This is a genomic window from Acinetobacter sp. AHP123, from assembly GCF_023757925.1.
GTDB classification, from domain to species: Bacteria; Pseudomonadota; Gammaproteobacteria; order Pseudomonadales; family Moraxellaceae; genus Acinetobacter; species Acinetobacter oleivorans.
Map to the genome: position 1 here is coordinate 951,189 of NZ_CP092454.1, position 12,230 is coordinate 963,418.

At 39.2% G+C, this 12,230-nt stretch carries 13 protein-coding genes; 6 read left to right on the forward strand and 7 right to left on the reverse strand.

The window, feature by feature from the left end:
• Positions 1–22: 22 nt before the first annotated feature.
• Positions 23–862: a metal ABC transporter solute-binding protein, Zn/Mn family gene (locus tag MJX77_RS04555; protein ID WP_198308391.1), complete on the reverse strand. Its 840-nt coding sequence runs from the start codon at positions 860–862 to the stop codon at positions 23–25.
• A gap of 127 nt (positions 863–989) precedes the next feature.
• On the opposite strand from MJX77_RS04555, the gene MJX77_RS04560 reads away from it, so the two are divergent.
• The 3 genes from MJX77_RS04560 to znuB are packed head-to-tail and all read left to right on the forward strand — an operon-like array spanning position 990 to position 3,061.
• On the forward strand, positions 990–1,487 hold the full coding sequence (locus MJX77_RS04560) for a transcriptional repressor (RefSeq protein WP_005309148.1): 498 nt from the start codon (positions 990–992) through the stop codon (positions 1,485–1,487).
• A complete protein-coding gene (znuC, locus tag MJX77_RS04565) occupies positions 1,460–2,248 on the forward strand; it encodes a zinc ABC transporter ATP-binding protein ZnuC (RefSeq protein WP_151826752.1) in 789 nt (262 codons plus the stop codon). The genes MJX77_RS04560 and znuC overlap by 28 nt, the downstream gene beginning before the upstream one ends.
• Before the next feature lie 3 nt (positions 2,249–2,251).
• A complete protein-coding gene (znuB, locus tag MJX77_RS04570) occupies positions 2,252–3,061 on the forward strand; it encodes a zinc ABC transporter permease subunit ZnuB (protein WP_004795302.1) in 810 nt (269 codons plus the stop codon).
• Position 3,062: 1 nt separating this feature from the next.
• Here the strand turns inward: znuB and MJX77_RS04575 are convergent, their stop codons facing one another.
• Complete coding sequence (locus tag MJX77_RS04575) at positions 3,063–3,689, reverse strand: LysE family transporter (RefSeq protein WP_049838245.1); 627 nt, start codon at positions 3,687–3,689, stop codon at positions 3,063–3,065.
• Between the two features lie 158 nt (positions 3,690–3,847).
• Between MJX77_RS04575 and MJX77_RS04580 the strand changes: the two genes are divergently transcribed.
• Positions 3,848–4,768 (forward strand): Dyp-type peroxidase, encoded by a 921-nt coding sequence (locus MJX77_RS04580; protein ID WP_199988158.1) that lies wholly within the window; start codon positions 3,848–3,850, stop codon positions 4,766–4,768.
• Between the two features lie 45 nt (positions 4,769–4,813).
• Here MJX77_RS04580 and MJX77_RS04585 read toward each other — a convergent pair whose 3' ends face one another.
• Positions 4,814–6,511 (reverse strand): NAD-dependent malic enzyme, encoded by a 1,698-nt coding sequence (locus MJX77_RS04585; protein ID WP_252060639.1) that lies wholly within the window; start codon positions 6,509–6,511, stop codon positions 4,814–4,816.
• A gap of 496 nt (positions 6,512–7,007) precedes the next feature.
• On the opposite strand from MJX77_RS04585, the gene argS reads away from it, so the two are divergent.
• Both argS and MJX77_RS04595 read left to right on the forward strand, forming a co-directional pair.
• Positions 7,008–8,798, forward strand: coding sequence for an arginine--tRNA ligase (gene argS, locus MJX77_RS04590; RefSeq protein WP_252060640.1), 1,791 nt, complete (start codon positions 7,008–7,010; stop codon positions 8,796–8,798).
• Between the two features lie 154 nt (positions 8,799–8,952).
• The gene (locus MJX77_RS04595) at positions 8,953–9,567 is read left to right on the forward strand and encodes an SPOR domain-containing protein (RefSeq protein WP_004795310.1); all 615 of its coding nucleotides are present in this window, start codon (positions 8,953–8,955) and stop codon (positions 9,565–9,567) included.
• Between the two features lie 40 nt (positions 9,568–9,607).
• On the opposite strand, the gene MJX77_RS04600 is transcribed toward MJX77_RS04595, so the two are convergent.
• From MJX77_RS04600 to MJX77_RS04615, 4 genes are all read right to left on the reverse strand, one after another.
• Positions 9,608–10,276, reverse strand: coding sequence for a glutathione S-transferase family protein (locus MJX77_RS04600; protein ID WP_151767502.1), 669 nt, complete (start codon positions 10,274–10,276; stop codon positions 9,608–9,610).
• A gap of 112 nt (positions 10,277–10,388) precedes the next feature.
• Positions 10,389–10,796: an OsmC family protein gene (locus tag MJX77_RS04605; RefSeq protein WP_005309135.1), complete on the reverse strand. Its 408-nt coding sequence runs from the start codon at positions 10,794–10,796 to the stop codon at positions 10,389–10,391.
• Positions 10,793–11,740, reverse strand: a complete 948-nt coding sequence (locus MJX77_RS04610; RefSeq protein ID WP_049838240.1) for a pirin family protein — start codon at positions 11,738–11,740, stop codon at positions 10,793–10,795. The genes MJX77_RS04605 and MJX77_RS04610 overlap by 4 nt, the downstream gene beginning before the upstream one ends.
• 160 nt (positions 11,741–11,900) lie before the next feature.
• Positions 11,901–12,206 carry a DUF3861 domain-containing protein gene (locus tag MJX77_RS04615; RefSeq protein WP_252060641.1) on the reverse strand — a complete coding sequence of 102 codons (306 nt, stop codon included), beginning with the start codon at positions 12,204–12,206 and terminating at the stop codon, positions 11,901–11,903.
• Between the last annotated feature and the right edge of the window lie 24 nt (positions 12,207–12,230).

Below are 12,230 nucleotides of genomic sequence, written 5' to 3' on the forward strand. Positions count from 1 at the left end.
CAGCCTTTGTTTATTTTTTATCTTACTTTTGCGTACTTAATACACATTTATCTGTTTTTATAGCCAGTTTCTTCCATGCAGTGACGAAATCATCCTCGTTATTCATGCTCTCGTCTACGGGTTGAAAAGTAATGTTACCTAATTTTTGATACTGACTTTTAGTGGTAAAACTTTCCGCTAACAAACACATCTGATCTTTTGGTCGATTATCATTAAGATACTTAATTTGAGCTGCTGTTGGTGCAACATGAGGATCATCTGTCAAAGCGCCTGCGAACTTTAAATTTAAAGAGCGTTCTAAATATTGATAGGCATCATGATATGACCAATATGGCTTACCATTACTTGTGCTGTCATAAGCTTGTGCTGCCTGAAACATTTTGCGAGCAAAGATATTAGCATTATTCCAATATTTAGCCTTATTTTCAGGATGCTGCTGAGAACGTAAAGCTGCAATAAAGAAACCGATTCGAACTGCATTGTTTGGTTCTAGCCACACATGGGTATCTACTGTATTAGGTAACGCTACACCGCGTGTACTACGCAGGGGTAAAACAGAAACTATGCCACTATCTAATAAGGCAATTGCTTTCTTATTATTACCTAACAATTTATTTAGAGGTGCTTCATGAGCCTTACCCAACCAAATGACCAATGATGCATCATTAATTGCTTTACGGTGCGCTGGGGTTAATTGTACGTCATGCCCAGTTTGTCCCTTTAATAAGAGTTGTGGTTCCTCAATACCTTGAGTGACTTCTTTTGCAATCAGATAGATCGGGTGTGTAGAAACCACCAAACCCTGACTCCACCCTAACGTACTCAAAAGAGAGAACATACTGAAAACAAAAAAACGGAACATGACAGACCATCAATTTAAATTAGCTCGAAGCATGTTATAATATAACAAAGTTACAAAAATACCTAAGATTAATCGAATGAAGCATCGCTTCATGCTAATATTCCGTTAAAAATTCGAGGTTATTTCTATGAGTTCCTGCTCGCATGAACATCATGATTCTTTGCATGGTGTACATGATCACCATAATGTCGCAAACCGTTTAGCTGAAGCAGAAAATTTATGTTCTGCGACTGGCGCACGACTTACGCCTTTGCGCAAAGAAGTTTTGGAACTCATTTTAAATGCTTCAGGTCCAATGGGCGCCTATGACTTACTCGCACGTATAAAAAGCCAAACTGATCGTCCTGCTGCTCCTCCAACTGTATATAGAACTTTAGATTTTTTATTAGAAAAAGGTTTGATCCATCGCCTAACTTCTATTAATGCCTATATTCCCTGTTGTCACCCTCGCGAAGGCCATCAAGCAGCATTCCTAATCTGTACCGAATGTCACATGGTTAAAGAAGCATCTTCTCAAGGTTTAACTCACCAGCTTGACCAACTTGCAGCGTCAGATGAGTTCGTGGCTCAACACAGCATTATTGAAATTTCGGGGAAATGCCAACAGTGCCGCACAACTCGTTAAATCCTGTATTAATTCAGCTTGAGCAGGTTTCTGTTCATCGTGATGATCGGGAAATTTTAAAAAAAGTTGATTTTGCTCTACATCAAAATGAAATTGTGTCTTTAATTGGACCAAATGGTGCTGGTAAATCAACACTGATTAAAGTTCTACTTGGTATTCTCCAACCGAGTAGTGGACGTATTGTTAATTATAAAAAACTGAAAATGGCGTATGTGCCACAAAAATTTAATCCTTCACACAGTCTACCTTTGCGTGTGCAAGATTTACTTGATTTAGAAAAGTGCAGCCCTGCCCTTCGTCAGGAAATTATTCAAGACACAGGCATCTCCAAGTTACAACAATCAAAAGTACAACAACTTTCCGGGGGGGAGCGCCAACGCGTATTACTAGCGCGTGCCCTACTGCGTCAGCCAGATATTTTAGTTCTTGACGAACCGATGCAAGGTTTAGACATTCAGTCAGAAGCTGAACTTTATGAATATGTCCGTAGTCTGCCAGAACGATATGGTTGTGCAATCTTAATTGTTTCTCATGACTTACAATGGGTGATGGAAGGAACACACCGCGTAGTGTGTTTGAATAAACATATTTGCTGTAGTGGGTTGCCCGAAAACATTCAACAACATCCTGAATATCAGGCGATCTTTGGAACTCAACGGGTTTTCTATCAACATCATCACGATCATTGTGCTCACGGTGATGCAGCACACCCCTGCCCTCATAATGACCGTCCTCACATCCACCCAGAACCGGAAGCTTAAGCCATGATGGAATGGTTACAATTATTGTTGCCCGCATGGATTATGGGAACCTTGCTGGTGTTTTTAACTGCCCCTCTGGGTTGTCTAATGCTTTGGAGACGCATGTCTTTTTTTGCTGACACTATGGCACACGGAACACTACTTGGGGTTGCTATCGCAGGTGCTTTAAGCCTTCCTCTTTGGCTGGGTGTTGCAGGCACTGCGGTTTTACTGGTCGCAATTTTATGGGCCCTACATGACAATCGCTTACCCAATGATGCGCTCTTAGCCTTATGTTCAGCGACTTTACTCTGTAGCGGTTTATTATTTATTCAACATGTTCCAAGTTTAAGACCTGAGCTTTTAAGTTACTTATTTGGTGACTTGCTCAGCATTGATTGGCCCGATTTGCCTGTTTTCACTTTAATCATTGCGCTATCACTCGCAATTCTTTATCGCTTTTGGCAGCCACAAATACAATTTGCAATTGATCCAGACATTGCAATTAGTGAAGGGGTAAATGCGAACTGGCAACGTCTTATTTTCATGCTGTTATTGGCTTTATTTACTGTATTAGCCTTACGTGCGGTAGGTTCTTTGCTTATGGGTGCATTACTCGTAATACCTGCATTAAGCGCTCGCCTACTAGCAAACTCACCAAAGCAAATGGTCGTTTGGGCATTTGTGTTAGCTCAGCTTGGGGTGAGTGTAGGCCTATGGTCAAGCGCAGCACTCAACATCTCTACAGGCTTAAGTATTGTTTTATGCATGGCTTTAACTTTCGCTGTTATTTTTATAACTCAAAAGCTAAAAAATCAAACACAGGCGGCCTAAATTAGGACGCCTGATGAACTGTACTTAATAATAAAGCCGCACAACTAAACATCACAGCAAAACCCCGATTCAAATATTTTTGCTGTTTAGGAGAGCGAAGTAATCTTAGAACCTTTGATGCTAGCCCTGTATATCCAGCCATTACAATTAAATCAATCGTAATCATTGTTATAGCCATAATCAGGTACTGTATCCATTGAGGCTTACCCAAATCTAGAAACTGGGGTAAAACAGCTAATAGAAATACAATCGCTTTGGGATTACTAATATTGACCACAAAGCCATTTAACAATAGCGCGAATACAGATTTATCTCTTTTTTCTTGTTGGATTTCTATATCTTTTATAGGTGCTGTCCACTGTAAATAAGCAAGGTATAACAAATAAATCACACCAAACCATTTAACAAACTGAAAAGCCAAAGGTGTCGTTGCAAATAAAACCCCCACGCCTGCTGCCACCACCATAATTTGAAGTAGCAAAGCGATTTGCAAACCTATTGCATTCCAATAACCATGCCTAAAACCATAGTTTAGACCACTCGACATTGAAGCAATTGCTCCTGCACCCGGTGAGATACTAATGACCCAACAGGCCAACATATAAGCGAACCAAACTTGCAGAGACATAGCAAAAATAGACTATAAAAGTGGAATTATACTGTTTTATAAAGCTATCTTAGTCAGAATTCAAACAATAAAATCAAGAAATAGACTACTAACGGCTCTTCGCATCAGGCACAATAATTAAAGCTTATACTAAATTATAATTGAGGAGATACCTTCCAATGACTGCTCAATCTGTCATTTTGCCATTGCCATCAGATCATGCTCGCTTCATTGTTCTTCGTTTAAAAGACTTATCAATTGATGAATTAAAAAAACAAATTGGAGCTTTATTTGAAGCACGAGACCGTCTAATTACTCAGCATTCTGATGCTCAAATTAAAACAGCAGTCGCTTTTGGTCCGGAACTATGGAAACAGCTCTATTCGCAAATTCCTGTAGGATTTAAACAGCTTGAGCCAGAACAAGGTGCATTCAACATGCCAGCTGTACCAGCAGATGTACTCATTCATATTGCCAGCATGCGCTCTGATATTTGTTTTGCATTAAGCCAAGCATTTTTTGAAGGTATTAAAGATAAAGTCGAAGTTCTTGATGAGCGTGTTTGCTTCCGTTATTTCGATGGTCGAGATATTACAGGTTTTATAGACGGTACTGAAAACCCTCAGTTCCCAGATGACCGCGCAGAAACAGCTCTTCTACCCGAAGAGGCTGGAGTATTTGCCGATGGTAGTTTCATTTTCGCGCAGCGCTATGCTCATGATTTAGAAAAATGGAAAAAATTGAAAGTTGATGCGCAAGAAAATGTTATGGGTCGCACCAAACTTGAATCTATTGAATTAGATGATGATGTTAAGCCAGAAAATGCCCATGTTGCCCGCACTGTTGTTGAGGATGATGAAGGCGAAGAAATGGAAATCTTGCGCCATAGCCTACCTTATGGCGATGGTCGAGGCGATCAGGGCTTATTTTTCATCGCCTATACTAAAGACCTGAGTATTATTGATGCCATGTTAAAGCGTATGTTCGGCACAAGTGGAGATGGTATTCATGACCGTTTATTACACTTCGTGACCCCACTTGATGGCGCTTATTATTTTGCACCAAGTGAAGAGTTGCTCGAAGAAATTCTAGAAGACTAAAAATAAAAAGAGGAGTATAAAGCTCCTCTTTTTACACTCTCATTTTTAGAAAGGAATACGCTTATATTTGCGGTATTCAGGTTTCCAGAATGATTGATCAATTTTCTGTTTCAGCAAATCATCACTAATCGTTACAGCTACACCATCAGCCATAGCGGCTTTCGCAACTTCGAATGCAATAACTCTAGACACTTGTTGAATTTCACCCAACGGTGGCAACAAATCAGCTTGTGGATCTTTAAGCAATGGAGAACAATTTGCTAAAGCACTACTTGACGCCATTAACATATTTTCAGTAACGCGTTTAGCACCCGATGCCACTACACCTAAGCCAATACCTGGAAAAATGTATGAGTTATTACACTGAGAAATATTGTAAAGTTTGCCATGATGATTCACAGGAGCAAAAGGACTACCTGTTGCAATTAATGCTTTTCCTTCAGTCCACTCCACAATATCAGCAGGTACAGCTTCAACACGTGAAGTTGGGTTTGACAGTGGCATGACAATTGGACGTTCACAATTTGCCGCTAAGGTCTTAATGATTTCTTCGGTGAACAAACCAGGCTGACCAGAAACACCAATTAACACTGTAGGCTTAGCATTTTTAACAACATCAAGTAGTGAAATCACTTCTTCAATATTGCCCCACTGATCAACCACCTCAGCTTTTTGTGCTAACTTACGTTGGAAGTCGAGCAAGTTTGGTTGATTCTCAGTGATCAAACCAAAACGGTCTACCATATAAACGCGAGCACGCGCTTCTGCATCGGTTAGACCTTCAGCAACCATTTGAGCAACAATTTGCTCCGCAATACCACAACCCGCCGAACCTGCACCTAAGAAAGCAATTTTTTGATCTTTTAATTGCTTACCCGCTGCATGACTCGCAGCAATTAAACTGCCAACCGATACTGCTGCTGTTCCTTGAATATCATCGTTAAAACAGCAAATTTTATCGCGATATTTTTCTAAAAGTGGCATCGCATTTTTTTGTGCAAAATCTTCAAACTGGATTAATGCTTTTGGCCAACGACGCTTCACAGCATCAATCACCATATCTACAAATGCGTAATATTCATCGCCGCTAATACGCGGCTGACGCCAGCCCATATAGATCGGATCATTTAAAAGTTGTGGATTGTTCGTCCCTACATCAATTGTGATTGGCAACGTATAAGCTGGACTAATCCCACCACAAGCTGTGTAAAGCGAAAGTTTTCCAATAGGAATCCCCATTCCGCCAATACCTTGGTCACCAAGACCTAAGATACGTTCACCATCAGTAATCACGATGACTTTTACATTATTTTTATTTACGTTTTGCAAAATATCATCAATCACATCACGATCTGGATATGAAATAAAAACACCACGATGACGACGATAGATATCAGAGAAACGCTGACATGCCTCACCTACTGTTGGGGTGTAAATAATCGGCATCATTTCTTCAAGATGATTTTCGATTAGATGATAGAACAAGGTTTCATTAGTATCTTGGATATTACGCAGATAGATATGTCGGTTGATATCATCAGTAAAAGCGCAATATTGTTGATAAGAGCGCTGGCTCTGCTCTTCAATAGTTTCAATAATATGGGGGAGTAAACCGTGTAAGTTAAAGTTACTTCTTTCTTCTTCAGTGAAAGCAGAACCTTTGTTTAGAAGTGGTAACTCTAAAAGTGTAAAACCTGCATATGGGATATAAAGGGGATGTTTACTTGGGTGTCCTGATATCATTGCCTATCTCATTTTCCAGCTTAGAGTAGAGAAAAACACGTTTTTGTATGGTCTCTAAAACTCTTTGTGCGTATAAGCTTAAGCCTAATTCGTTCAAAATAGATATTTTAAACTGTGATGGTAAAATTGAAGACTATTTAGTTAAAACATGTATAAAATTAAACAATAAATATCAATATCTTAATAATTTTATGTTTTTAAAAAATCTTTTGTTATTTTAATTTTAGCGGCCTAAACCATATATTTTAATACTACCATATATTTCCACACGAAATAATGGTAGTTTTTTAGCGTTATTTACTGATTAAAAAACCACAGAAAGCTTGTATTTATTTGTTTTTAGAATAATGAGACAGTCCACCCTGCAATATTCATTTAAAAAATAATACTCGGTAAGTTGCACAAAAAGAATTACTCGAATATTAAATCCACTCCCCTAACTCATAGGAAATTTGCTATATTTGACGTTTTTCTGCGACATCTATTTTCGATTGATATGAATACGGCAATACAAGCAGCTCTCGACCATGCAGTGCAAACTCTTCAACAAGAAGGGGTGCTTCCTTCCGACTGGAAAAACACAAGCAACTTAACACGCACCAAAGACCGAAGCCATGGCGACTTTGCTTCTAATATTGCCATGATCGGCTCGAAAGCTGCTGGTATGAAACCACGCGATTTAGCTGAGAAAGTTCTAACTGCATTACCAGAAGTTGCAGATATCAGCAAAGCTGAAATCGCAGGACCTGGTTTTATTAACTTCTTTTTAAATGCAGACCAGCGCTTTGCTATTCTTGATCAGATTCAAGCACAAAAAGAAATCTTTGGTCGCAGCCAAGCGAATGCGGCGAAAAAGATCCAAGTTGAATTTGTTTCTGCAAACCCAACGTCTAGTCTACATGTAGGACATGGCCGTGGTGCTGCATATGGTATGACTGTTACCACGTTACTTGAAGCAACAGGTGCTAAAGTTGACCGTGAATACTATGTTAATGATGCTGGCCGTCAAATGGATATTTTGGCGACTTCTACTTATTTACGTTATTTAGAATTACTTGGTCAGAACCTTGTATTTCCCAAAAATGCTTATCAAGGCGATTACGTTAAAGAAATCGCACAGACTATTATTGATAAAGATGGCGATGCCTACCTTCGTGAAGTGGCTGATGTCTATAAAGATGTGCCAGAAGACGTACAATATGCAGAAGAATTAGATAGCGACGGCAATAAAGTCGTTTTATCTGGCGACAAAGAAAAACATATTGATGGCCTTATTGCCAACTCACAACAATTGTTAGGTGAAGGCTACCGTGTATTCCACCAAGCTGCTCTTCATGCCATTTTAGATGACATTAAAGATGACCTTGCTGACTTCGGTGTAACTTTCAATCAATGGTTTAGCGAAGCGTCTCTTAGTGCAAAAATTGATGAAGCGTTAGAAACACTTGATCAACGTGGCTTCCTTTATGAAAAAGATGGCAACATCTGGTTTAAATCAACTGAATTTGGTGATGAAAAAGACCGTGTTGTTAAACGTCGTAATGGCCAAACTACATACTTTGCATCAGACATTGCATATCACTTGAATAAATTACAACGCGGTTATACGGACCTAATCGACATTTGGGGTTCTGACCACCACGGTTATATTTCTCGTGTAAAAGCGGCAATTGATGCGATGGGTTACGACTCTAAAAAATTAACTGTACTTTTGGTTCAGTTCGTAAGCCTATGGCGTGGTGGCGAGATGGTTCAAATGTCATCTCGTTCTGGTCAGTTCGTGACTTTACGTGACTTGCGTAAAGAAGTGGGCAATGACGCGGCTCGTTTCTACTACGTAATGCGTAAGAGTGAACAACACATCGATTTCGACCTTGACCTTGCTGTTTCACAAAGTAAAGACAATGCTGTGTACTATATTCAATATGCACATGCACGTATTTGCCGTATGTTAGAAAAAGCAGCAAGCACAAACTTACCATTCGATGTAAACACTGCTCGTCCACATGCGACACGCTTGTCTCTTGATGCTGAAACTGAGATTCTTGCTAAATTGGCAGCTTACCCAGATGCAGTGTTGCGAGCTGCAAATGCTTATGAACCACACCAGGTTGGTAACTACTTGAAAGAGTTAGCTGCCTTGTTCCACGGTTGGTACAATGAACATAAAGTATTAAGCGATGATGCCGAGCTTACACAAGCACGTTTATTACTTTCAATCAATGTACAACAAGTGTTGCGCAATGGTTTAGAATTGCTTGGTGTATCTGCACCAGAATCTATGTAAAAATTATATTGCATGACAGTAAATAAAGGTCATGCAATATATAGTAAGCAGTGGTTTGTAGAGTTAAAATAGCTGATACGAACCACTGTTTCAGCATCGTAATACGAGACTCAAACTCGAATTAAAACAATCAAAATACAGAGGAATAATCCACGTGTTTGGCAAAACGCAACGCGGTGTATCTGAAAGACCTAACAAGCCTAAAAAGCCCCTAATTCCTAAATGGTTAGGGACACTTGTCGCTATTTTGGCGGTCTTATGTATCGCTGTAGTGCTTATGCTTTGGAAACCTTGGCAACCTGTTCCCGCAAAAAATCAGATTACCTCTGAACACTATCAAGAAGAAGATACCAATAAAGACTATCGTTTCTACGATCTATTACCTCAACAACAAGTAACACCTATTCCGGAACAAGCGATTCCTGAGAGCAAAAATCAAGGTACAGCCATGATTGTTGAGGCACCAAGTGCAGCTCAACCAGCAGCTTCAGAAAGTGCAGGAATTGATGCTAATCCATCAGCCACTGCTCCTCAGCAGCCTACCTATATTTTACAGGTTCGCAGCTATAACGATCCCGATCAGGCTGACGCTCGCCGTGCAGAAATCATTTTGAATGGCTTATCTGCAGATGTAGTCAAAAGTAATGAAAATGGGCAAATATGGTACCGTGTTATTTCAGGTCCTTATGACTCCCAAGATGCTGCATTGGCCGCTCAACAAACCTTACAACACAGTGGCATTGATTCTATCGTGATCAAACGCAAGTAAACGGCAAATAAAAAAGGAACAAATAATTGTTCCTTTTCTTTTAAATATCAGCACAATTCCTTTCATTAGTACCCATTCCCTTTTGTTTCGCTTTCTGAAATGCAGGTCTTTGCTGAATACGATGTAAAAAAGCCTGAATATTAGGGTATTTCCCTTGCAAACGTGATTGCAAAGCTTCCAGTGGGAAACTCATTTGAATATCAGCAAATGAAAAATCGCCTGCGAAATATTCATGCTCTGCCAAATAGTTTTCTAAAAAACTAATATGATCTTTCATACGTGGGCGAACAAAATTTGCCTTCACGCCTTCCGTGATTCTTTTTGCTACGGGTTGAATTAACCATGGCACATGCTTGTTTACACTATTCATGACTAAAGTCATGACTAATAGTGGCATAAGTGAACCTTCAGCATAGTGCATCCAATAAATATACTGCTGTAAATCTTGGGGCTGTGTAGGTTTAAATTGCTGCTTCTGATCATAACGCTGCTGTAAATATTCCAAAATCACAGCAGATTCTGCGATGACTTGCTCATCATCAGTCAAAATCGGAGCTTTACCTAAAGGATGAATACATTTCAATGTTTCTGGAGCGGAATAGTTAGGTAAGCGTTGATAATAATGAATATCATAATCTAAGCCTAATTCTTCTAAAGCCCATAAAATTCGAAACGATCGCGAACATTCCAGGTGGTGTACACTAATCATGTTATTGCCTGCTTTTATTTTTCTTTTTTCATAAAAAACAGCATGTGAACATGCTGCTTTATTCCATTTGTGGAATGGATATAAAATCATCCACCTCCACAAAATAGCATTTTTAAACTGTAACAAGCACAGTATGAATGTCTAAACTACGTAACAAAGTTTTAGTCACTGGCGTTTTACTACATACCGTTAAGATTTTTTGCTGAAGTTCTTCATCGGGTAAGTCTTTAAAAACAATACGACGTTCAATATGTTCTTCATGCTCTCTATTGGTATGAAAATCAATTTCAACCGAGAATTCACCAAAATCATACCCCTTATGTTTCGCATACATTCTTAAAGTAATGAGCGTACACGCGGCTAAACTTCCAGTGAGCAAATCATAAGGTGCTGGGCCTTGGTCCTGCCCTTCAAGTTTTTCAGGCTCATCACAAAAATATTGATGACGTCCACTGGTGATTTCACCCTTCCATTGTTCAGCAAGGGGCTTTGCTTTACTACTTGCGATTACTGCTGTCATTTTGATGCTCTCATTTGATCTGGAAGAACAGGGGCTTCTAAACGCGCACCAACATAATCTGGAATTTCACCAAAACGTGCATCATGGTTAATCCATTGCTCGCGCGCTTCTTTTAAATCATCCATTGTACGTGCAACAAAATTCCACCAGAGTAAAATTGGCGTTTCAAACGGTTCACCACCAATCAAAAGAATACGATTGCCTTTTTTTACTTCAATCTCAATTTCACTCAGTCCAGTATCCAAAACAACCATGTTGTCAGCAGTTAACTCATGACCATTTACATGGGCAACACCTTCTAATGCCATAAAGCCATATTCATAATTAGGATTTAATGGAATACGGGTTTTAGTATCTTCGGTAGCAATTAAGTCGACACCCACTAACGGTGTATGAACCACTACTGGAGAAGTCGTTGCCAAATATTCACCTACAAGAACAGTAAATTCTAGACCGTCTTTTTCAACAACAGGTAGCTCTGGGTAATGTTCAAATTTCGGATCCATATTGCGCTTTTGATCTGGCAAAGCAATCCAAAGCTGCGCAGCGTGCATTTGAGTTTCTGTATCAGGTGCAACTTCTGTATGTGAAATGCCATGACCCGCTGTCATTAAGTTCACTTGCTTAGGTCGAATAAGTTGTTTTGAACCCAAGCTATCGGTATGCATCATGGTCCCTTCAATCATCCAAGTGAAGGTTTGCAAACCAATATGAGGATGAGGACCAACATCTAAACCATCACCCGCAGGAAAGGTGACTGGGCCTGCATGATCTAAGAAACACCATGCTCCAATCATTCGTTTTTGTCGGCTAGGTAAAGCCCGCTTAATGACTGTCCCCTGTCCAATTTCAGCAGAGCGAATTGGAAATTCCTGAATAAACTGATTGGCAAATTTCTCGCAATCCTTTGAATCAGAAATATCGTAATCATTATTATTGCTCATGATATTACTCTCTTTTACCTATGCTTTTGCAATGAGTTGTTCTAATGATCTTAACAATACACTCATTATTCAATATAGTCTTTTAGTAATACACAGGGTGTTATGAATGAGACAATCAATTTTTTTAATTATAGAAAATAATAAAGCTGCATTGAGCAGCTTAAGATGATTGAGTTTTAACGAGCTGTTTTAAGTTTTTCATAAATTGCCCAAATTGAGGAAAAAACTCTTGAAATAGCGGATGGTCTCGATTTTCCAACATGACTTCGCTAAAAAGTTTTAGCCCAACTCCAAAGGATTTTGTAGTTTCATCATCAAAAAAATCTGCTTTTTTTAAGCGTTCGACAATTTCAAAGACATCGTCATGATTTCCCGCATAGAACTCAAGACGTTCAGTATAGGTCGAGGCTTCTCCTTTCGCATTTTTTAGATGTTGTACAGTGACATGATATTGATGTTGTTTCATATATAAATTCTCTATTTAAAATTA